Origin of the sequence: Dyadobacter sp. (assembly GCF_051859145.1) — a bacterium.
In the GTDB taxonomy this organism is placed as follows: Bacteria; Bacteroidota; Bacteroidia; order Cytophagales; family Spirosomataceae; genus Dyadobacter.
In genome coordinates, this window is record NZ_JBHYGF010000457.1 from 1 (window position 1) to 22,553 (window position 22,553).

A 22,553-nucleotide genomic window follows, 5' to 3' on the forward strand; every position below is an offset into this window, starting at 1 on the left:
AGCAACGCCAGGTCCTTTACATAAGCGCCGTCGCCACAAGCTTCCAGTACCAGCGACAATGCTTCCGATTTTTCAAGTCCGCTGATGAAGTATTTACTCTGATTTCCATTGCTGAGCAGCTCTACGTAATGGTATTTGCTGCCGGCATCGTAAATGGATGTATTTGGAAAAAACCGAAGCTGGGCACGGATTTCGGGTATCTGGAGCAGCCTGGTGCTCAATGCCGAAAGTACTTCCGTATCAGGTGTAACGTGTTTTGTCAATACATCACCAGACAAACCTAGCTTGTTATCATGCCCGATCTCTCCGGTGGTACAACATGAAAAAAGTCCGAAGGGCGTGCAGCGCGACGTACTCCGGACGAGGTATTTGTATAGTGTAGATAAGAGCTGCTTTTTCTCACTGACCTGCTCACCGCGCAGCCAGTGCATCATTCTTTCAAATAAATGAGGAGAGGCGACCAGGATCGCCTCTCTTGACAGCTGATTCCGCTCATAATACTCTTTTAAAAGCATTTCAAGCGACCTCGCTGTTAGTTGTTGATGAATATGGAATAGGTGGTCAACTGACTTGACAGGCCTGCGGATCATATAAAAACCCAGGTGATCCATCATTTGACATAGTGTTTTTGGCTAATAGATTTAATTACATGTTTAAGCAGACGTATGTACTTTGCATGGTTGTCTCCATGTCAGTCATACGGCCACTTTGTTTTGTAGGTGTGAGGTTTATCAATCGCTGTTTCTTTAATTGTAGTTGTAGTTCATTTTTTACCTTTGTTTTCATGGCTTTTTAAGATTGATAATTTAGTGTGATCCGCATTTCTGATGGTGAAAATATTCAAAGGCGGGCGTGCCAAATAATAAATTAGACCGATGAGTCTAATTTTTCGACGAATGAAGCAATAAAGGCGACAAATCAGATAGTGGCCGTAATCTGTGGAACAGGTGCGGAAGTTAAATCAATTTGGAGGTCAATGTGGAATGTTCCAGATCTCTTCTCAACTGAAAAATTGTGTCGCTCAGGATAGAGCAATTTGAGTCGCTTTGTGGTGTTTTGAAGTCCAAAGCCACCAATTTCGTCTAGTGTTTTTTTGCCGTCAACAATTAGGGTTGCTGGTGTGCTGTTTTCAATGGAAAAGAAAAGCGTAGAATCTTCCAGGACGATTTTAATGTTTACGAATGCATGTTCCAGCGATTTGCTGACACCATGTTTAAATGCATTCTCAACAAAGGATATAAGCAGAAGTGGTGAGATGACATACCGGTCAGGGTCTCCTTCAAGTTGATAGGTAATCGTGACTTTCTCGCCGAACCGCGCTTTTTCAAGGTCAATATAGCTTTCTATATAATCAATCTCCTTGCTTAATATCACCTTATCGCGGTTTGATTCATATAGGCTATATCTCATTAGATTGGAAAGTCGCAGTACCAATTCTGCCGCGCTTTCATCCAGATCAGCTGTTTTTGCATAAACTGCATTTAACGTATTGAAAAGGAAATGAGGGTTGATCTGAGATTTAAGGAAACTAAGTTCCAGATTGAGGTTATCCCGTTGCAGCTCCAAGCTCTGACTTTGCAAATCCAGGTTGTTTTTTTCGAGTTGCAGCCGGTCACGTTCAAGCCGGAGATTTTGAGTGCGAATAGTAATAGTATCCCGCATTACCTTAATCGCCAGAATCGGAGTAACAAAAAAGAGACTCCACGCATAGTTAATGTAAGCCAATTTAAAATCCGTTAACCAGGCATTCCATTCATTAACTTTCAGAAAATCATTCCATAGCCTGGATACATACAGCGGCTTTCCGTCCAAAGAACCATCGCTAATTGAGGCGAGGTATTTGAACTCGTAAACATTGCTTGAATAAATCAGCTGGAACAAAACTGCCAAGCATACAATCAGCCCTAATACGCGTTTTTGATACAGAAACCTGGGAAAAACGACGTAGCCTAGTAAATAGAAAACGATTACAGATTGTATAAAAACAACAGTACTCGCATGCCATACCACCGCCAAATTGTCCTTTGTCAGTGATGGAATCGAAGAATAGCGAAGTACTACCCAGGTGATCAGCCAGGTAAGAAAATGAAGGGAAAACCGGATAACCTTATCCTTAGTCGTCATTTCAGATCTTGTTTTTCAAAAGGGCGGTCATTACGTCGGTGCGGTAAGTCACTCCAATGGGTACTTTCTTTCCATTCCGCGTTGTAATCTCGTTACCCTCGATCTCATGAATGGCGTCTTTGTTGATGATATAAGATCTATTCACGCGCAAAAAAAGCTGCTTGGAAAGTATGTCTTCGATCGTTGACATTTTCATGTGAATCACCGAAACGCGGTCCGACCAGTACAGTTTCAGGTAATCTTTCATCCCCTCAATAAAATGGATTTCCTCCGGCCTTACCCTGATCAGCTTTTTGTTCTCCTTCAATAACAGGAAGTCAGATTGCGATTTGGCCGCATTCAGCGGCTGGTCGACCAATTGTTCAGCCGGCTGCCATTCTTTTGGAGTTTCAACTGGCGCGGCAACTGCAACAGCAGGCCGATTCTGGATTGCTTTATTGACTGCTTTGGAAAACCGTTCGAAAGAAACGGGCTTCATCAGATAGTCAGTTACCTGCTGCTCGTAACCTTCCAAAGCATACGAAGGGTCCGCGGTGATCATGACCACAGCCGGGCGGACAGCGGGTAGCAGTTTCAGTAATTCGAAACCCGTAATACCAGGCATTTCAATATCCAGGAAGATCAGTTCAGGTTGCAGCGCGCGTATCTGGAACAATGCCTCAGTGGCTGTGCTGCAAACAGATACAAGTTCAAGATCAGGCGTTTTGCTTACATATTTCTGGATAAGGTCACGCGCGACGAGCTCATCGTCTACAATCATGCAGCGTAACCTTGGAGAAGAGATCATAATGGCGATGAAGGTCTGGAAGGCTTAAAATTTATCGCAATAATATAGGCATTTGTCGAAGTTAATGCAGCATTGGACGAATTTATTTTCGGTACCGTCGCGCATTTTTTTATTTTGAAATTAATGACAAATGTCATTGCTATTCACCACTGCTGGACCATTATGAAGCTCAATGCGACCGAAGAAAACGTCTACCGCGCGGTGGATTCGCTTCTCAAAATGAACAAAGTAAGGGTTACTTCCGCAACTGTGCGGGAAAAGCTGTGGCACCATCCCGATTTTCCAGGTCTTACCGCAGTAAGTGATGTGCTCGATGAGCTCAATGTGCCGCACATGACAGCCAAACTAAGTCCTGACATGCTCGGCACCATGCCCGTGCCCGCGTTGCTGATGCTGAATGTAGATGGTGGTATTATGGCGACAGTCCGTTCGGTCACCGAGGGACAAGTGGAGTGGCTGCATACAGGGGAGGGGATCAGGAGGGAGCCGGTAGAAGATTTTGGTAAAAAATGGACCGGAGTAGTACTAATGTCGGAATACTGCGAGGGGGCTGGTGATCCTGAATTTGACAAAAAGAAAAAGCTTGAAAGGCAGGACCAGTTTCGTATGGTAGCTTTTGCAATGGCGGCGGCAGTTTCGCTTTGCGGGACCCACTTTTATTCTCCCGGTCACCTGGCTGTAGAGGTGAAAGCACTGTTTTTCGAATTGCTTGTGCTCAAATGCCTGGGTTTGGTCATGAGCCTGATCCTGGTGTGGTACAATCTCGATTCTTCCCATAGTTTTCTGAGGCGCATTTGCCAGAATAGTCAGCATTTTAATTGCAGAAGTTTGCTGGAATCGGCTGCGGGGCGGTTTTTAGGTGTTAACTGGTCCGAGATCGGCCTTATTTACTTTCTTGCCACACTCAGCGTAATGGTTTTCTCGCTGCTTTCGAAGAATGTGCCCGAGCTGCTCGCCTGGCTGATTCTGGTAAACATGATCACCATTCCTTATACATTCTACTCAATTTATTATCAAGCATTTGTAGCACGTCGCTGGTGCCTGCTATGCCTGGCAGTCCAGCTGGTGCTTTGGGCTGAATTTTGGGTAGGGTACCATTATACAAGCGAGCGTTCTCTGCTATTAGTCTCCAATGTATTGCCCGTTTTCATGATCGTTGTGCCGATCCTGATGCTTTTCTGGCTGATGATCAAGAAAGGTCTGATTGCTTCACTTCGACTTCCGGCCATTGAAAAAACCATAGAGCAGCTCAAATTTGACCCCAACTATGTGCAGGTGCTTTTTGGCAAAGACAAATACATGCCTTCCTTTTTTGAGCAAATGAAAGTAGGAAAGTTGGGTAACCCATATGCGGCCAATGTACTGACTGTGGTAACAAATCCGTTGTGCGAGGTTTGTGCCCAGGTGCAGGCACAAGTGAGGGAGCTGGTGGCGGTAACGAGCGATGTGCAGGTTCATTTTGTTTTCTCCGCCTCGCCGGCTCCTGACGATGATTCGGGTATAATCGTGAAAAAACTGCTGAACCTGCCTGAGGCTGAAATTCCAGATTTACTCGAAAAGTGGTTCCTGCTCAGGTTTTTAGGTAAAAGCAGGTGGTTAAAGTCCATTAATAACATTCCTGGCGACCATTCAGCTGAGCAACAGCTTGCATTGCACCTGAGCTGGATTGAGCTGGCCGGGATCACCACCACGCCCGCGCTGTTTCTTAACGGGCACGAGCTCCCACGCCCTTATTCCGTGCGGGATGTAGAAAAACTTTGCCGCCTCATTCAGGTCAACCCCGACCTGGTACGCTACTGACAAGCTACTTTGCTTCTTCCAACTTACTTCCCGCATCGCGATAGCAGTGCGCGGAATTCCTGCATTTCATCCTTCAATGCCAAGTGCTGGCATGATTAAAAACAACCAGCTATGGATTGTTTATGTAGAATCTACACTACACTTTTCTCATTTTAATTGCACTATTGTTAATAAATAACATAAACTTTCAAGAATGTGACCATTTTTAAACTTATCTTAACCGAAGTTTGGTAGAAATTAATTTACATTTATACGTAAAATTACTACTCGCGTTAATCGGAATGTGAAGCTTGATATGACAGAACCTCCACATCGTTCTAGGACGTCTCTTTAAAAAGCACAACCTATAATTTGGAATAACTATACTATGAAAAAACTGATACTTTTCAACAGAAGTATTGTAAGACTTTATTGTATTTCTTCTCTTTTAGTCTCCTCACTAACACTATCTGCCCAGCCCCGTTACTTTGCGGTTTCGCTGGTAAATGAAAACGACAAACCTTCACTGGACGCGATCCAGCAAGCTAAAAGCGTGGGTTGCAATGCGGTCGCGATGACGGTACAATGGGGTGTGATCCACGGCAAGATCTCCCGGATTCTGAAAGATGAAAATGGAGGCGGTTATAACTTGTGGAAGCAGTACGACGATCAGATCGCAATGGCGCTTTCGCTCAATATGAAGGTTGCACTCAATATCGCTGTAAGTACGGGAGACGATGTTACGAACAGTGCATCAGATCGTTACGGTATTGAAACCGGCGATGGCTGGCGTAAAGATGAGCGGATGGTAGTGGCCAATTACAGCAATGAAGAAGCCGTTTTCCAGAAATGGGGAGGTCCGATCCGGCCTAATATCAATCTGCAGTTCGTAATGACATCGCTGGTCGCGCAGTCTACCCGCAACCGGATCACGGGCTTTACGAATGAGGTAATCCAACGCTACAAATACCTGCAGGATGCTGGAAATCTGCTTTACGTCAATCTCGTATATACAAGACAGGGAGAGGGGGAATTTGAAATGGGATCGACCAAATACCATTATGAAGACCCGCTGGACATGGCGTATGCATTGACGGATTACTCTGCACCTATGGTACAGGGTTACCGCAGCTGGCTGATAGGAAAATATGGTGAGATATCGGCTCTCAACTCAGCCTGGGGCAAAAGCTATAACTCATTCAATGAGGTTAATCCAAAGAAACCATCGGGTAGTACTTTCACCCAGGCTGACGGGACAGACTGGTTCCTGTATCGCACACACGTGCTGAAAGAAACGAATGTTCTGTTTAAAAACACGGTAAAAGGCATCCATTCCGGCATTAAGGTCATTACGCACCACGGATCAGTGTACGATAAGCTGTCCCGTGCACGAGGTACGCTGCCTTTTGACGAAATCGGAAAAGACCTCGACGGGATCAAGATCAACGACGACATTTATTATGACCACCGTTTTGCCCTCGACCTGCTGCGTTCCAACCTGCCTAACAGGCTATATGTGAATGAGGCAGCTTATATAACGGACGCATCTTCGGTGGTAAGGCTTGCTGAGGAAAGCTACACGCACGGCGCGCAGATCGTGACCCTTTTTTACCTTGAAAATGCAATGAAGTCTCCGGATGCAGTGAATGCAATCAAGAACCTGACTGCGAACTGGGTTAAAAACAAGCAGGTAACTTCGCCCCAGTCTTCCAATAACGACAGCTTTACATTGTCAAATCTGATCAGCAGCGACGGCTGCTATACCAACCGGGACAGCTACTCAAATGATTGCGACGCTTATAAAAACTGGCGCAATGCTTATGGGAATGCAGGAAACCAGCCGGTTAATATCTACATGAAAGACGATGTAACTACGAAAGGCTGTTTTTACAAAGACCTGAAATTATCACGTAATGGAGAGCAGGCAACTGCAATTGTACCGAACAACGTGGACTATCATTTAACAGCAGACGATTGCCGGGTGATTGGGACTGTTAAAGGCAATGGACTTTCAGACAACAATTCGCCTTTCCGGGCTTATGTTACCATTGAAGATGAGGTGATCCTGCGCGAAGGTCAGCCTTTTGTTCAGCGCCACTGGAGATTTGTGCCGGGCAACTCCAATGCAGGTCAGGCGACGGTTACATTATATGTAAGCCAGGAAGAGTTTAATGCATTCAATGCCGTGAGTTCAGAAAAACTACCGGTGAATCCTGCCGATCCTGACAATTTCAAGAAGAAGCTGCGGATTATTCAATCGGCTGGTACAAGCGGCGCTAGAACAATGGAAACCCCAATTGATCCCGCCGACCAGAATGTAAGATGGGATTCAATGCTCAACTTGTGGAAGATTTCATTTACAGCAAGTGACCTTTCTTCCTATTATATCACCGCGGATAAAGCGACGCCGCTACCGGTGAAGCTCGTAAGCTTTACTGCTTCCAAAGAAGAGAATGCGGTAGAACTTAACTGGCAGACTTCGGAAGAATCAAACAGCGACCACTTTGCTGTTCAGCACAGTCTGGATGGAGAAACCTGGCTTTCAATCGGCAAAGTGGCAGCTGCTACGGAAAGTAAAATCACTACAACCTATACATTCACAGATCAAAACCCTGTTGCAGGCGAAAATCTGTACCGGTTGAAAATGGTAGACCGGGACAGCAGCTTTGCGCTTTCGAGGATCAATTCAGTGAAAATGGACGTAGGAAAGGCGCTTGTACTTTATCCAAATCCTGTAAATGCAGGAGTTATCAACCTCGAATTCGCAGGCCAGGAACCCAAAGTAAAACTAGCCGACCTGCTAGGCCGCGACGTGGCAGTGAGCACCGAGAAAACGGCAGTCAACAAACTTGCAGTAAGAGCACACGGTAAGCTGAACCCCGGCCTTTACATCCTCACCGCCACCTACGGAACCGAACAAATGCGTCACAAAGTACTAGTAGCAAACTAAACAAACCGCCTGTGTCAACAGGCACCCAAAAAGATCCCTACCCGTCTGTTTCAACAGACGGAAGGAAAAACGGGCGTACCTTTGCTTCCATGCATCGGCACGCCCGTTTTATTTTCATTTATTCCAATCCGATACAACCATTCCGCGACCAGCTTACCTCTTTATTACAAATCAACATTAACTATGACCACGGAGGCGGAATTGATTTCTGGGTGTCTTCTACATGACAGGATTGCGCAGCGCCGGTTGTACGACCGCTACAAAAACGCCATGTACACCCTCGCTTACCGGATCACAGGCGATTTTGACGATGCAAACGACGTAATCCAGGATTCGTTTCTGGACGTATTCCGCCACCTGGATCAGTTTCGGGGCGAGTCAACACTGGGCGCCTGGATCAAAACGATTGTAATCAGGCGGTCGACCAAAAAGAAGCGGATTGTGATCTGGGAGAATATCGAAGATGTTGCGGTTGGCGGAGTTGATTGGGGAGAACAGGAAATTAATGCATCCCACCTGGAAACGGCTATACTGGCATTGCCGGACGGATTCAGGACCATTTTCGTCTTGGCAGAAGTAGAGGGATACACCCACCGCGAAATTGCCGTAACACTTGGAATTTCAGAAGGGACGTCGAAATCACAGTTGTTTCACGCAAAAAGGAAGCTGCGCGGAATGCTTTCATGAACCGAAAAAATGGACAAGAATCAGCATACATTAAAGAACGCGATCGCTAAGTTGCCCGGCTATACGCCCGCTCCGCAAACCTGGGAACTGATCGGGGAGAAGCTGGGAGAAGAACCATTGCGTCAGGCACTGCAAAGCTTACCGGAATATACCCCGGCCCCGATGGTATGGGACGCGATCGAGCGGAAGGCGCCGGGCAGAAGCCGTTTTGCGGGCTGGCAGTATGCAGCAGCGATATTGATCGCGGGTATTTCCGGGCTGCTGGTCTGGCGGGAGGTGCGGGTTACGCACGTTTATTTTGCACAGGAGCAGTTTGACCCAAGACTTCAGGTGAGTGGTGAAATGGGTACCGACCAGCACTATGAACAATTAAAAGCCTATTGCGAAACAGAAACGCTGGTGTGCAGCAGCGGCCGGTATCAGCGACTAAGGGAAGAATTTGAAACACTGCATTCAGCGTCCAGTCAGTTGCAGGAGGCGATCGGCCAGTATAATACCGAGCCCGAATTAATGAAGCAGCTGGATACCATTGAAAAACAAAAAGCGGCTATTTTGAATGAAATGGCCAAAATGATCTAGCCAAATCCCATGAAACAAATGCATTTGCTTTTGAAAACGTCCGTTTGCGCATTATTATGCAGTCTTTCGGTGCAGCTTTACGGACAGGGAACCTTGCAGGTTGCTACGCGCACCATTGAAAAGAACGTAGCAGCATCCTCGGTCCGTGTCCTGCATATCAATGCAGAAAAGGCAGATATTGAGGTGACTACCTGGGACAAGAACGAGATTTCCATTGTGATGCAGCTCTCAGCGCGGCATCCCGACAGAGCTGTGGCAGCGCGGGACCTTGCGAAAATCCAGTACCTGGCCGAGCGTACCGGAAAAGATTTTTTTCTCCGTAATTACATTTTGTTGAAAGATGGAGAAATGAAGCCGCAGTCGAATGTAAAAGCGCATTATAAGATCCAGTTGCCCGCAACCTGTGAAGTGGACCTTAAAAATTCATTCGGTACCATTTTGCTCAAAGGTTTGCTCCGCGGTTTGCAGATCAAGGCAGACTTTTGCAATACTACATTGGCTGACATTGAAGGCAAAGGTCAGCTCAATACCAGCTTCGGCGAGCTGAAAGGCAATGTGCTCTCAGGTAGCTTTACACTCACGAGCGACCACACAAAAGTTGTGCTCACGGATGTGGCAGGTACTTTGAAAGTCGATTCGCAGTTTGGCAACGTCGAAATTCATCCCTCCGCCGGACTGACCAGCCTGGCAATACGCTCCAAGAAAACGGAAGTAATGCTCGTTCAGAAAAACTGGCAGCAATTTGACTATAACATCAGCAGCGCCTACACCTCGATCAAGTTGCCGAATGGATTCAAATGGAAGAAGAACACACCTGATTTCAAAGAGGCGTTTTTCTCCGGAAACCGCCTCGCCAATGTACTGATCAGCGCTGAATTTGGCAATGTGACCATCAGATAACAATGAGTAGAATTGCTGGGATGTAACTTTCTGTTGAAACATTTACAGCTTTTTCAATACTTACTCACCTCCATTTTATGACCTTAGTTGCCAGACTTGGCTTAGTTGTTCAATTCACATTTATATTCATTCTTTCGGGTCGTGCCTCTTTCTCCCAAACCGAAAAACATTACCTCATTAAAGCCGGCCTGATGTATGATTCGGATGCAAATGCATTCATAAAAAGCAGGCAAATCTTAGTTAAAGGAAAGAAAATCATCAAAGTAGGCGAGAAGCTGGAAGTGCCAAAAGGTACCGAGGTGCTGGATTACAGCAATGCAACCGTCACGCCCGGCCTAATCGATGCGCATACCCACATACTCACAAACCAGGGGCTGACCGAGGCTTTGTCAGTTGACGCCGTTATGAATTCTCCTGAAAAGCGCGTGTTGCGTGCGGCAGGTTTTGCGAAAAGTTACCTGGACGCGGGCTTCACAACGATCAGGGACCTGGGAAATTCAGGTCAGTACCTGGACCTTGAAGTGAGCAGGGCGATTGACAAAGGCTATATCTCAGGCCCGCGCATGCTCGTTTCAGGGCCGATTATTGGTTCAATGGACGGCCAGCTTGACGGCTTGCCTTTCAGAGATTTCGATAAAGTCTCGCGGCAGGAGCAATCCATGGTTAGCGGCGTGGAACAGGCGCGGCAGGCTGTTCTGGAACATATCGCGCGTGGCGTGGATGTGATTAAAATCCTCGCAATAGGAAACCGGCTCACGCTGACGCTGGAAGAAATGAAGGCGATCGTCGAGACTGCCCACGCACAGCGTGTTAAAGTAACTGCCCACTGCGACCGCGACTGGGCGGTGCACAATGCGATTGAAGCGGGCGTAGACGGCATTGAACATGGTTATGGATTTAAGGAAGCTACCCTTGAATTAATGGCCAAAAAGGGCGTTTACCTCGTGCCCACGTACCAGTCGATCAATGTGGCTGAGCAATATTACAAAACGCAGAGAATGCCTTACAAGCTGGAAGATGTACGCGCCGACCTGGAATCTTACCGCAAGTGGCTGGGACAGATTGAGAAATCCGGTGTTTTAATGGTAGCAGGTTCAGACGCTTATCACGAGTTGCAAATGCCGCGAGGTGACCTGGCAAAGCAGACAATCTGGGGCTACAATGATTTCGGTATCTCTCCCGAAAATGTAATGAAATCCGCCACTGCCAATGCAGCTCATGCACTTGAAATGAAAGACCAGATCGGAGTAATCAAGGAAGGCGCATTTGCTGATATCGCGGTCTTCGACGGAGATCTCCAGAAGAGCTTTAAAACTTCATTACTGAATGTAAAAATGGTGATGAAGGAAGGGGAAATCCATTTGAGAAAGTAGACTGCCTTAATCTGCCAAAGATCCGTCTGCATTGCTGGTAAGTACCTCGCTCATATAATCGAAAAAAGGGCGCATTCGAATGTAGGTGAGGTTTGCTTCCTGAACAAAATCGGAACTGAGCACTTCCTTTTCCGTGAACTTTCGCTGTAACAGAAATTGCTTGTAGCGCAGCAGGTCAATGGCTTCATTTGTCGGGTCGAAACCTTTCGGCGTCGTTTTTAGCTGCTCGCCGCGCAGAGATCCGAATGTATCTGTAAATTCCTTGCTCGAAATGATCTTACGGATCGGCTCCGGATCAAAGCTGATATCATCCCGGATCAGCTTCATATCCCCGGGCTCGGGCGCCCAAAATCCGCCTGCTACAAAGGTATTGCCCGGTTCAATGTGGAAGTAATAACCGCCTCTGCGCTGGGCTGTCGCTCGGGTAAAACTGCCGCTCCAATTGGTTTTGTAAGGCGTTTTGTCCGGCGAAAAGCGGGTATCGCGGTAAATGCGCTGCAAGCTCTTCTTTCCCGAAACAGTTTCTATCACATCATGCTTGTTCATTTCTCCCAGCAAAGTGTCGGCAAATGTTTCAATATACCCCAGCTGTTCGAGGTATTCGTCTTTGTGGGCATTGAACCAGTCGCGGTTATTATTGGCTTTCAGTTTTTTCAGGAAGTCGATACTTGAAGCTGGGATCATAAGAGTTGTTGCAGTCCTTTTCGCTGCAAAATTCAGTTTTTTAAATAAGAATGAAAGTGGCTAGGAAAGGAGTTTTTTATAAATACCAAAGTTTTCTTCGTCATAACATACAAATAGTACCTGCTCGACTGCGGTATTCTGCTGGAGAAAATCCTGCACGGTTTGAACTGCTATTTCTGCGGCGCGCTGTTTGGGAAAACCGTAAATGCCGGTACTGATATTGGGAAAAGCAATTGTCTTTACCTGGTTCTCGACGGCTACGCGCAAGCTGTTCCTGTAAGCCGAAGCGAGTAATGCTTCCTCATTTTTATTACCACCATTCCATACCGGACCTACGGTGTGGATCACATATTTGGCCGGCAATTTTCCTCCGGTCGTGATCACAGCTTCTCCAGTTTTGCAGCCGCCCTGCTTATTCCTGATCGCAATGCATTCGTCCAGGATCGCCTTGCCGCCTGCGCTGTGAATAGCCCCGTCTACACCGCCGCCGCCGAGCAGGGAGGAATTGGCTGCATTGACGATCGCGTCTGTTTTTATCTTCGTAATATCACCTTTTGTCAATTCTATCATAGCCTCAAAGTCGGTAAATGTCGTATTGGTAATGCGCGTCCCGCGTGAACATACGCGGCTTCTTTTTTAAGAATAACAGTGGTTACCTACATTAAATTAAACCTATTCTTCCTTTATATATTCAGAAAGCAAAACCTTAATCAAAAAATGGACCAAACGAATACACAGAAAGACAGCCCGGTGCCGTCGAGGAGGGATTTTATCAAAACCTCAGCAACGGCCGCAGCAGGTTTTATGATCGTACCGCGTCACGTGCTCGGCAAGGGTTACCGCGCACCCAGTGATATGCTAACGGTCGCCGGAGTTGGTGTGGGAGGAAAAGGTAAGTCGGATATTGCGAGCTTTTTCAAGAGCGGCAAAGCCAACATTGGGTATTTGTGTGATGTAGACGACAGAAGAGCTGCGGAAACCGTGCAAACTTATCCCAAAGCCAAATACTATAAAGACTGGCGTGAAATGTTCGAAAAGGAATCAAAGAACTTTGATGCAGTTTCAGTTTCAACTCCCGACCATACCCACGCCGTGGTAGCAATGGCGGCCATGCAAATGGGCAAGCACGTGTACGTACAAAAGCCGATGACGCACGATATCTGGGAAGCCAGGAAGCTCACCGAAGCTGCTGCGAAGTACAAGGTCGTGACGCAAATGGGTAACCAGGGTTCTTCCGGAGATGGTGTGAGACAGCTCCACGAATGGTATGATGCGGGCGTGATAGGCGACGTGGATACCGTTTATATCTGGACCAACCGGCCGATCTGGCCACAAGGTATTCCCTGGCCGAGCGACAAGCCAGCAGTTCCCAAAGAACTGAACTGGGATTTGTGGCTGGGCACTGCGCCCTATAAAGATTACGTAGACGGACTGATCCCGGGCAGCTGGCGTGGCTGGTGGGATTATGGTACCGGCGCATTGGGCGATTTGGGTTGCCACCTGATGGAAGCTCCGTTCCGTGTTTTGGGACTGAAATATGCAACTGACATGCAGGCAAGTGTGGGAAGTGTGTTTACAGGTTTTGGTAAAAGGGGTATTTTCCCGGACAGCTGTCCGCCTTCAAGCCACGCAACTTTGACTTTCCCAAAAACACCGAGAACAAAAGGTCCGGTAACCATGCACTGGATGGACGGCGGTATCAAACCAGAGCGGCCGGAAGAGCTGGGACCAAACGAATTGTTTGGTGACGGAAACAGCGGTATACTGTTTGTGGGCTCAAAGGGTAAAATGATGGCGAGCGAATATGCTGCAAATCCGCGGTTGCTGCCACTCAGCCGGATGCAGGAAGTAAAAGTAAAACAGAAATTTGCACGTGTACCAGGAAGTGCTGACGGTCACTATGCGCAGTGGGTAGAAGGCTGCATTGCCGGATATGGTAAAATGGAGCTGAGCTCGCCGTTTGAGCTGGCAGGCCCGCTTACCGAAGCGATACTCGGCGCTAACCTCGCCATTCGCGGTGCGGATATGCCAAAAGCGCGCGAGGATGGGAAAGGGTACACCTACCCGGGCAGCAACATGAAAATGCTGTGGGACGCGCAGAATATGAAAGTAACGAACTTCGACGAGGTCAATCAATTTGTAAAAAGAAACTACCGCGAGGGCTGGAGCCTGGGTGTTTAGAATGCGAAACAAATAAAGGCAGCTCAGAAATGAGCTGCCTTTATTTATTTGGTACCGATTGTAATGGACATTGTCCTTCAAGAAATCTTATCCCTCCAGAATAACGATTTGTAGGTTGGTCAGCCGCGTTAATTTGCTAAAATCTGCTTTGTTGAAAGTGTATATTGTCGAACAGTGACTTTCGGCTATTGCAAGGTGAATGCAATCGTTAATGTTTTGGAAACCTACAAGTTTTGCAAGTTCTATGGCGCGAGTCATTTCGCTGGCGTGATAACCTACTGGCTCGAACGCCAGGAATGTCGATAACCCATTTACAATGTCGTCAACCTTTTGGCCTAGCTTTGATAAAACAAATGCAGTTTCCTGCAGGCATAAAAAGGATAGAAAGAAATTGTCCTTTTCGGCCGCAGACTGAAATATGGATTTTGCTTTCTCGTGCTTTCGCTGATCCTGGGATATAAGAAGGTGTATCAGCACATCGGTATCGAAGTAGATCATAGGTTCGATTCGTTGGCCAGCGATGACAGGTCGAGGTTTGGATCAACCTTCACACCTTTAAACTGGTCAACGACTTTCATGATGCGGCTTGCAAGTTCTTTTTGGTTAGGTCTTGCGGGACGTTCCTGAGCTTCAATCGTGATTTTAAGGTCTTTATCTTTAAATAGCTGCTTAATGTTTCTAATCAGGTTTGCGTTGATATCACCTGATTTAAGTTGAAATGTGTGTCGCATAGCAATGTTGTTTTATGTCAAATGTATCAATTTTTAGAAATCTTACCCATCCCAATGCTCGTGTTGCTCGTCTGACTTATTCTCAGGAGAGCCACGATGATCAAAGCCTTGTGATTTGCAATTCGCTTTCCACGATATAATGCCTGATTACGTTGCTGTCCTGTTTGGCATAATATTTACCATAACCACATAAACAATTAAATTCCGTGGTTTAATATGGACGCAACAAAAAATATAGCAGCCGGGCTTGCAGGAGCCGTAGTATTGAACCTGCTTCATGAAGGTGGCAGACAATTTTACGCAAAAGCACCCCGGATCAATCGGGTTGGTGAAGAGGCACTTTCCAAATCACTCGAAACAGTTAATATCGATCCGCCAAAAGGAAAAAAACTATTTGGTCTCACACTCGCCAGTGATTTGCTCAGCAATGCAGCCTACTACAGTATGGTAGGCAGCGGTAAAGAGGAGAACATTCTCCTGCGCGGCGCCGGTTTTGGTTTTGCTGCTGGTATCGGCGCGTTGACGCTGACCAAGCCGCTGGGCTTGAACGACGCGCCGGTTAACAGAACCGTTCAGACACAGATCCTGACCGTGGCCTACTACGTAATAGGCGGACTTGCGGCAGCATTCGTGGCGAAAAAAATAAGTGAAAGACCACAGCTGAACAAACTGGTAAGTTCCGTCAGCTCCTTTGGACTATTTTAAAAAAATTGTTACTGCTAGCGGGCTTGCTTAGTGACGTGCATAATCCCTTTCATCACACGCCAATGTCCCGGAAATGAACAGATAAACGGATAAGCCCCGGGAACTTCCGGGGCCTTGAAGTTTAGCCGGAAGCTTTTTCCTGAGTTAACGAGCGGAGTTGCGAAAAGCACATCGCTGGTAGTGGGCACAAAGTTTTTCTCAAATCCGTCTTTCAATTGCGCCATCGCGTCAGCAGCTTCTCCCACGTGCTGCTCAGCGCCAATTCTTGTAATAACTACATTATGCGGCATCAAATCCGGGTTGTTGAACACAAGTGAAACTTTCCGGCCTGCGGGAACATCAAAGTCAGTTTTATCAAATGCCATTTTTGCTTCCAAAGCTGTTAATACCACCTCAATAGTTCCTAAACTTTCCAGAGCCTGAATGATCTGCTGTTTTTCGGCCAATGCAGATTGGTTTACTATCGCCTTCATTGCATTCAACGCTCTGCCAAAAGCCTCCGAATCCAAGGTATTTTCCGGAAGGTTTTTCAATGAAGAAACAAACTGGCTTGCAGGTTGTGTTTGGTCAGGCTGCACGATAACCATTTCTATAAGAATAGGATAAGTAGTCTCTGGCAGTTCAGGGCCAAGCGTTTTCAGTTTTTCAAAGAATGTGGCTTGCAAAGGTTTGTCCTGCAAGAGCGCAATGCTTTTAAGGTAATTCTCCTTATCCCGGCCAATGTACTTTTGAATGGATTTATCAGACCCCTCCGCTGTGATGATAGCTGCGTAGCTCATCTGCTTTATAAATGAGTTACTATCTGCTTTGATAAAATTTTCAAACTGCGACTTGCTCCTGGAAAGCTCTGCCTTATCCGCCTTTAAAACCCGTAATGCCAGCTCCTGCTGTCTGTCGAGCCGTTTTTCCTGTTTAAGCGCGTAAAGCAACGTACTCGTTTCGGATACTTCCAGCTCCTTTGCGAGGGTCAGCAGTAGCTGCTTCTTTTTTGCCTCCGGCATTGATCTGCGCCCTAATATCTCAACAATCGGCCAGTGATTCTTTGGAAGTGCAAGCAGCTCGCTGTCGGATAAAAATGGAAGCAAGTACTTTTCAATGTGAGGAAGGAACATGGAACGCTGCATTGATGCATACCAAACCGGTTTCAAATGGCGGAAAGTCTCGGAAATGGCGTAGTCAAGATAGTAGTCGGTCGGCTGCCGCAGTATATCGGATGCGGCTGATATACCTTCCTCATCTTCAAAAAAGCTGGCCGCTACAATCGCTTCCAGTCTCACCCGGGCCGATTCATCATTGATCCGCTCCCTTAGCAAACCAACTGCACCCGTAACCCGTGCATGCCAGAAACGCAGTACCTTGGTTGCGGCGGCGCGGGCTTTTGGCTCCTTTGCATTCAGCAGCGTTTTCAGCAAATTTTCTTCAACTACATCAAAATCCTGGTACAGCCACAATGCTTCGAGCAGGTGATGTTCATATTCAGGATCTTTCCTGTCCAGGGCAGCAAGCCACTTTTTCAATTCAGGTAAAACCTCATTTTCCTGTTTGGCACGAAGCTGAATGCGTGTTCTGTAACGCAGCCTGTCTTCCATTCCTTTCAGGTTTTCAAGCAGCTCCGGAACTTGCATTTGAGAAAGGTCGGTCACTTTTGAAAGTGGCCGGTCGCGGTAGCTGATCCGCCATACGCGCCCGTGCGATTTGTCCCTCGCCGGATCACGCGGCGGGTTTTCTCCGTGGGATATCAGCGGATTGTACCAGTCAACAATATACAAAGCGCCGTCGGGACCGAATTCAAGATCAATGGGGCGGTAGTTCGGGTCAGCAGATTGCAGCAGCGGCTCCACTTCCTTGCCCACTATGCCCGAACCTTCGTGCACAATGCGGTGCTGCTTTGTTCCCTGAAAACCAATGTTGTTATTGACCAAAAAATCGCCCTGCACCTCGTCCGGGAAGTTGCGGCTCGAAACAATCTCGATTCCTGCGGTAGGCCGGACGCGCGTTTCTGTAAACATATTAATGCGCGGGTGCTTGTCCGGATAATCAACCTTGCCGGTCAGAGGAGGTGCAAAATAGTTGGATCCATCAGAAGCATCGCCGATCAGGTGCATGCCCCATTTGTCAAAAACACTTCCCCACGGATTGAAGTAGGGGTAAGAAACGTAATGCTGCAATCTCCCGGTCCTGGGTTCAAATCGGTAAGTCGCACCAGCATAAGAGCGTATCGGTCCGTATGGCGTTTCTACCTGCGTGTTCAGAAAAGTGCCTTCATTGAAGTACAGCGCGCCATCTTGTCCGTAAGTAAATGCGTGGGTGGCGTGGTGGCTGTCTTCCGAGCCGAACCCCGTCAGTACTACCTCGCGCACATCTGCCTTATCGTCCCCATCTGTGTCTTTGAGGAAAAGAATATCGGGTTCTTGGGAGACAAATACACCGCCATTTCCAAACTCAAATCCCAATGGAAGGTACAGGTCGTCGGCGAAGACGGTATGCTTGTCAGCCTTTCCGTCGCCGTCGGTATCTTCCAGTATCACAATCTTATCGTGTACGGGAATGCCGGGAAAGTACTGCGGGTAGGTGGGCATGGTGGCTACCCAGAGTCTCCCTTTTGCATCAAAGTTCATAGCCACCGGCTTCTCAATCGGGAAGTCTTTTTCAGAAGCAAATAGGTTGATTTCGTAACCTTCCGGCAGCTTGAACTTCTCAGTGGTTGCAGGCCAGCTTTTTTCATGATGTTCGTGCGCGGCTTGTCGGGCTGCTTCGCCTTGCCGCCCGGTCATTGGGACAGCAGTTTGTAGCAAGGGATCAACGGGTTTGCCCCGCCTGTCTACAATGTCGACAGCCTGTTTGTAAACATTCTTCCCCTTCGCCAGCTCCCAAATCACTGTATCCAGCGCAGCCGCCATTTGGTTGAGCTTCCGGAGCTCCGGCGGGAATGCGATTACACCAAAAGGCTCGCGCCGGCGGCCGTAGATATACTCGCCATTTACAGCCCGCCAGCGGTAAAAGAAATGGTCGTCCTTCATTTTAATAACTTCCGTAAGCTGCCTGCCATTCTCAGACTTGAAGTCGATCGCTTTCCCAAAACCAAGCGACTGCGCCATCCATTCAGCTGCCAGCTGGTAGCCCTCGCGGGTCAGGTGAATGCCGTTGATCGTGATCTTGGGCTTACCCTTTTCCTGCATTCGCGCCATGGACGGGGTATAAAGATCCACAAAGAACAGCCCCATTGAAGCAGCCATTTTCTTCATCGATTCGGTATAACGCAGCAGATTTTGATTATGCGCAGTCGGATCAGGATAATGAATGCCGAGATTTTCCTGGGCAATGGGAGATACCAGTACGAGTTTTGGCGCCGACTTCCCGTTGTATTTGTTCGCTTGCAGGTTTTTGATAAATGTCAAAAAATCTTTCTCAAACTGAGGAATTCCTCCTTTTCCTTTGAATGCTTCGTTCATCCCGAAGCATAGGAAGATTATATCCGCTTTCTGATCGTACAAATCCTGGTTTAGCCCTGTATAGTTGAGTCCGACGGGCATAACTATCGGTTCGCCTTCGTGCGTAAAACCTTTGAATGTTACTTCTTTTTCACCCTCTGTCAACCGCTTTGTCTTTTCACCAAAACCCGGGAAGTTCAACGGGCGGGGCTGCAAGCCTACTTCATCGGCGCTCCATCCCATATTCCTCAGGGTCAATTTTTTATCCGGAAATCGCATTTGTAAAATGGTTTCAAAATAACCATAGTGCCGCATTCTGTCAGCGAACGTATTACCTAACAAAACGATCCGGTTACCCTGATTGGGCGAAAAGCCAGGATTTGGCGACTGTGCACTGACATCAGCGGCGAATGCAGTTAACACGATCGGAAGTATTTGGAGACAGATGCGGAAGTAGCACATGGAGGTCTTTATGAGTGCATTATGACGAAAAGAATATTTTTTATTGCAATTCAAGAATTTAATGCTGCTGTCTCATCCTGTGCTGTCCTGATTTTTACATAATACCCGCGATTGCAGGATTCCTGGAAATAATTAGATTTGCTTTATTCCGGAATATACTTCGATGTTTGCGCGCACGGTAGAATTCCATCCTGTCAGGTTTTAAAGAAGAACATTTCCGTACCACTTACCCCGAATCCAGATGAAGCCACAGTTAGCCCGACGCCGATGGTTCCGCATTATCCCGGTTGTTTTTGTAACATACAGTCTTGCATACCTCGATCGTGCCAACTTTGGTTTTGCGGTAGCAGGCGGCATGTCAGAAGATTTGGGAATTACGCCAAATACATCGACCCTGCTTAGTTCGCTGTTCTTTCTGGGGTATTTCTTTTTTCAAATACCCGGCGCGCATTACGCCGCTACACGCACCGCCAAAAAGCTGATTTTCATCTCGTTAATACTCTGGGGAGGACTTGCCGCCGCCACCGGGATGGTCGCTGATACAAACACGCTGATCGTAATCCGGTTTATGCTGGGGGTAGTTGAAAGTGCGGTGATGCCCGCAATGCTGATCCTGCTGAGTCAGTGGTTTACCAAAGAAGAACGTTCGCGTGCGAATACTTTTCTGATCCTGGGTAACCCGGTTACGGTACTATGGATGTCGGTGCTGTCAGGCTACCTGATCGAGTCAATGGGCTGGCGGTGGATGTTCATTTTACAAGGTGCGCCGGGCATTGTCTGGGCATTTATCTGGTGGAAACTGATCGACGAGCGGCCAATCAATGCCGACTGGCTGACGACCGAGGAGAAGCTTGCCGTGGAAGCCAGCCTGAGCGAAGAGCAGGCGGGCATTAAGCCGGTGAAGAATTACGCGGAGGCATTTAAATCCAAAAAAGTTATCCTGCTTTGCTTTCAGTACCTGCTGTGGAGTGTGGGGGTTTATGGATTTGTAATGTGGCTGCCGTCGATTATCAAGGCTGCGCCTGATATGAATATGGTAAATACAGGCTGGCTTTCGTCCGTTCCGTACCTTTTCGCAGTAATCGGAATGCTATCAGCTTCCTATTTTTCTGATAAAACCGGTAACCGGAAAATCTTTGTCTGGCCTTTTTTGCTGATCGCGGCAGTGTGTTTGTACGGCGCGGTTTGGCTCGGTCCTGATCAATTCTGGATTTCTTATGCGCTGCTTGTCGCGGCGGGTGGTGCCTTGTATACACCTTACGGACCCTTCTTTGCAGCTATTGCCGAAATACTCCCTAAAAATGTAGCTGGCGGCGCGATCGGGTTAATTAACAGTCTGGGTGCGTTGGGCTCATTTGCGGGTTCCTACCTGGTGGGATACCTGAATACGGCTACCGGAAACTTCAATGCGTCTTATACTTTAATGGCAGTTGCACTGGTACTCGCTACAATTATCACGATCATCGTAATCCCCGCGCCTGCGCGTCGACAGCCCCTGCCAGCAGAGGTAAAGACCTTTGACCATTGAAAAAAACACCTGCATGTTTTGGCACACAATGGTTATTTTCCCTTGCTGTCGTCCTTTACAAACTATTACCTAAACCCATAAATACATGAGAAGTTTAAAAGTGCCGGTGCTCGCCGGTCACATTGTATTGCTGTTTTTTTTCCTGAGTGGCGGTTTTGTTTCCGGCCAGGACCCGTCTAAAAGTACCGGCTCCTCCCGGTTTACATTGAAAGACGGCGACCGGGTTGTCTTCCTCGGCAACTCTATTTTCGAGAACGATTTTCAGTTTGGTTACCTGGAAATGATGCTGACTACCCGCTTCCCTGACAAGGGTGTGACTTTCCGTAACCTTGGCTGGACAGGCGACAATGTGTGGGGAGAAGGCCGTTCCACTTACACCAATCCACCCACACCGTACCAGCATTTGATGCAGGATATCACCAATGCAAAGCCAACTGTTGTATTGCTGGGCTACGGGGGTGTAGAAGCGCAGGATGGACGCGCAGGTTTGCCCAGGTTCAAGGAAGGTTTGAACAAACTGCTTGACAAAATTGATTCTTTGGGCGCACAGACCGTGCTGCTCTCGACCATCCCGGTTGTTTCAAAAGATACTGCCCAACGCATCGCCGAGCGCAATGCAGATCTGGAACTGTATTCCAATGCAATCTCCGAAGTTGCATCAGCACGTGGCAAGCAGTACCTGGATATCTACAAGCCGGTACTCGAAGCAAGTAAGAAAGACAGCATCATCGAAAACACCGTGCACCTTACTGAGCTGGGCTACTACCGGCTGGCTACCATCATGGAAAAGGCACTCGGACTCGATGCTGCCAAAGCAACAACCTCCATTACGCTCGCAAAGGATAAGGCAGAGGCTTCGAATGCGAGAGTGTTAAATGGGAATGCCGCAAATACGCCTGTGAAATTCGCAGTGGAAAACAAATACCTGCCACTGCCAACACCGAAATCGGTTTCTGATGTGGTTGACAATGCTCGGACAATCCGGATTTCAGGTTTGAAAAAGGGTTATTACGTTTTAACATCTGAGAATAACCAGGTGGCAGTTGGTTCTGCCAAAGACTGGGAGAAAGGCTTGGAGATCGAGCAGGGACCGCAATATGTCCAGTCGGAAAGTGTACGTAATATGATCGTGAAAAAGAACGAACTGCACTTTTTCCAATATCGTCCATTGAACCAAACCTACATCATCGGCTTCCGCAAGTACGAGCAAGGTCGGCATGTGAAAGGTTTGGAGGAGCAAAATATTCTCATCAAATGGCTGGAAGGACAAATTATTCTTAATAGCGCGCCGAAGGAGGTTGTGTATGAGTTGAGGAAGGTGGAATGAAGACCTCGGCCGTCGGCAGTCAGCCGTCGGCCGGAGCTTTGTCAACGTTAGCCAAAGCTTTGTCACCCTGAGCGGACCGGGCCGCCGGGCGGTCGAAGGGACGTGCAGGATGCCCTTCGACTGCGCTCAGGGTGACAAAAGGTAAACGCAGAGGCTGACAAAAAGAAAGAAAAACAACTTACAAGACCGAATTACTAAACCCAAATTATGAAAATCACAAAACCAATATATGGAGCCGCGTTGATTGCGACGATGTTGCTGGCGACTTCTTCAAGTAAGTATAGGGTTGTAAAAGAAGACCCCGATCCGGATCCGCAGAAGGAAC

The 22,553-nt window shown here is 47.5% G+C and carries 19 protein-coding genes; 11 read left to right on the forward strand and 8 right to left on the reverse strand.

What is annotated here, in order from left to right; all coding sequences use genetic code 11:
• The 3 genes from ACTIE6_RS21745 to ACTIE6_RS21755 all read right to left on the reverse strand — a co-directional run.
• The coding region (locus tag ACTIE6_RS21745; protein ID WP_439558632.1) for a lantibiotic dehydratase at window positions 1-614 on the reverse strand (614 nt) is incomplete at its 3' end.
• Between the two features lie 304 nt (window positions 615-918).
• Entirely contained in the window at window positions 919-2,124 is a 1,206-nt protein-coding gene (locus ACTIE6_RS21750; RefSeq protein ID WP_439558633.1) for a sensor histidine kinase, read from the reverse strand.
• A gap of 1 nt (window position 2,125) precedes the next feature.
• Window positions 2,126-2,884 carry a LytR/AlgR family response regulator transcription factor gene (locus ACTIE6_RS21755; protein WP_439558634.1) on the reverse strand — a complete coding sequence of 253 codons (759 nt, stop codon included), beginning with the start codon at window positions 2,882-2,884 and terminating at the stop codon, window positions 2,126-2,128.
• 150 nt (window positions 2,885-3,034) lie between these two features.
• On the opposite strand from ACTIE6_RS21755, the gene ACTIE6_RS21760 reads away from it, so the two are divergent.
• The 7 genes from ACTIE6_RS21760 to ACTIE6_RS21790 all read left to right on the forward strand — a co-directional run bounded on the left by ACTIE6_RS21760 (window position 3,035) and on the right by ACTIE6_RS21790 (window position 11,179).
• A complete protein-coding gene (locus ACTIE6_RS21760) occupies window positions 3,035-4,711 on the forward strand; it encodes a vitamin K epoxide reductase family protein (protein ID WP_439558635.1) in 1,677 nt (558 codons plus the stop codon).
• A gap of 367 nt (window positions 4,712-5,078) precedes the next feature.
• Window positions 5,079-7,640, forward strand: coding sequence for a beta-galactosidase (locus ACTIE6_RS21765; RefSeq protein WP_439558636.1), 2,562 nt, complete (start codon window positions 5,079-5,081; stop codon window positions 7,638-7,640).
• Between the two features lie 11 nt (window positions 7,641-7,651).
• Window positions 7,652-7,867 carry a hypothetical protein gene (locus ACTIE6_RS21770; RefSeq protein WP_439558637.1) on the forward strand — a complete coding sequence of 72 codons (216 nt, stop codon included), beginning with the start codon at window positions 7,652-7,654 and terminating at the stop codon, window positions 7,865-7,867.
• A complete protein-coding gene (locus tag ACTIE6_RS21775) occupies window positions 7,824-8,327 on the forward strand; it encodes an RNA polymerase sigma factor (protein WP_439558638.1) in 504 nt (167 codons plus the stop codon). The genes ACTIE6_RS21770 and ACTIE6_RS21775 overlap by 44 nt, the downstream gene beginning before the upstream one ends.
• Before the next feature lie 9 nt (window positions 8,328-8,336).
• Window positions 8,337-8,906 carry a hypothetical protein gene (locus ACTIE6_RS21780; RefSeq protein WP_439558639.1) on the forward strand — a complete coding sequence of 190 codons (570 nt, stop codon included), beginning with the start codon at window positions 8,337-8,339 and terminating at the stop codon, window positions 8,904-8,906.
• Window positions 8,907-8,936: 30 nt separating this feature from the next.
• The gene (locus tag ACTIE6_RS21785) at window positions 8,937-9,806 is read left to right on the forward strand and encodes a DUF4097 family beta strand repeat-containing protein (RefSeq protein ID WP_439558640.1); all 870 of its coding nucleotides are present in this window, start codon (window positions 8,937-8,939) and stop codon (window positions 9,804-9,806) included.
• Between the two features lie 77 nt (window positions 9,807-9,883).
• Window positions 9,884-11,179 carry an amidohydrolase family protein gene (locus ACTIE6_RS21790; protein ID WP_439558641.1) on the forward strand — a complete coding sequence of 432 codons (1,296 nt, stop codon included), beginning with the start codon at window positions 9,884-9,886 and terminating at the stop codon, window positions 11,177-11,179.
• Window positions 11,180-11,185: 6 nt separating this feature from the next.
• Here the strand turns inward: ACTIE6_RS21790 and ACTIE6_RS21795 are convergent, their stop codons facing one another.
• Window positions 11,186-11,863: a DUF2461 domain-containing protein gene (locus tag ACTIE6_RS21795; RefSeq protein WP_439558642.1), complete on the reverse strand. Its 678-nt coding sequence runs from the start codon at window positions 11,861-11,863 to the stop codon at window positions 11,186-11,188.
• A 60-nt stretch (window positions 11,864-11,923) separates the two neighbouring features.
• Window positions 11,924-12,433 carry an O-acetyl-ADP-ribose deacetylase gene (locus ACTIE6_RS21800; RefSeq protein WP_439558643.1) on the reverse strand — a complete coding sequence of 170 codons (510 nt, stop codon included), beginning with the start codon at window positions 12,431-12,433 and terminating at the stop codon, window positions 11,924-11,926.
• 147 nt (window positions 12,434-12,580) lie between these two features.
• On the opposite strand from ACTIE6_RS21800, the gene ACTIE6_RS21805 reads away from it, so the two are divergent.
• Window positions 12,581-14,044: a Gfo/Idh/MocA family protein gene (locus tag ACTIE6_RS21805; protein WP_439558644.1), complete on the forward strand. Its 1,464-nt coding sequence runs from the start codon at window positions 12,581-12,583 to the stop codon at window positions 14,042-14,044.
• An 87-nt stretch (window positions 14,045-14,131) separates the two neighbouring features.
• Here the strand turns inward: ACTIE6_RS21805 and ACTIE6_RS21810 are convergent, their stop codons facing one another.
• Window positions 14,132-14,542: a type II toxin-antitoxin system VapC family toxin gene (locus tag ACTIE6_RS21810; protein WP_439558645.1), complete on the reverse strand. Its 411-nt coding sequence runs from the start codon at window positions 14,540-14,542 to the stop codon at window positions 14,132-14,134.
• Window positions 14,539-14,775: a hypothetical protein gene (locus ACTIE6_RS21815; protein ID WP_439558646.1), complete on the reverse strand. Its 237-nt coding sequence runs from the start codon at window positions 14,773-14,775 to the stop codon at window positions 14,539-14,541. The genes ACTIE6_RS21810 and ACTIE6_RS21815 overlap by 4 nt, the downstream gene beginning before the upstream one ends.
• Window positions 14,776-14,991: 216 nt before the next feature.
• On the opposite strand from ACTIE6_RS21815, the gene ACTIE6_RS21820 reads away from it, so the two are divergent.
• Entirely contained in the window at window positions 14,992-15,480 is a 489-nt protein-coding gene (locus ACTIE6_RS21820) for a hypothetical protein (RefSeq protein ID WP_439558647.1), read from the forward strand.
• A 14-nt stretch (window positions 15,481-15,494) separates the two neighbouring features.
• On the opposite strand, the gene ACTIE6_RS21825 is transcribed toward ACTIE6_RS21820, so the two are convergent.
• On the reverse strand, window positions 15,495-19,334 hold the full coding sequence (locus ACTIE6_RS21825) for a PVC-type heme-binding CxxCH protein (RefSeq protein WP_439558648.1): 3,840 nt from the start codon (window positions 19,332-19,334) through the stop codon (window positions 15,495-15,497).
• A gap of 280 nt (window positions 19,335-19,614) precedes the next feature.
• Between ACTIE6_RS21825 and ACTIE6_RS21830 the strand changes: the two genes are divergently transcribed.
• Complete coding sequence (locus ACTIE6_RS21830; protein WP_439558649.1) at window positions 19,615-20,901, forward strand: MFS transporter; 1,287 nt, start codon at window positions 19,615-19,617, stop codon at window positions 20,899-20,901.
• An 85-nt stretch (window positions 20,902-20,986) separates the two neighbouring features.
• Window positions 20,987-22,228, forward strand: coding sequence for a GDSL-type esterase/lipase family protein (locus ACTIE6_RS21835; RefSeq protein ID WP_439558650.1), 1,242 nt, complete (start codon window positions 20,987-20,989; stop codon window positions 22,226-22,228).
• The last annotated feature ends 325 nt before the right edge of the window (window positions 22,229-22,553 follow it).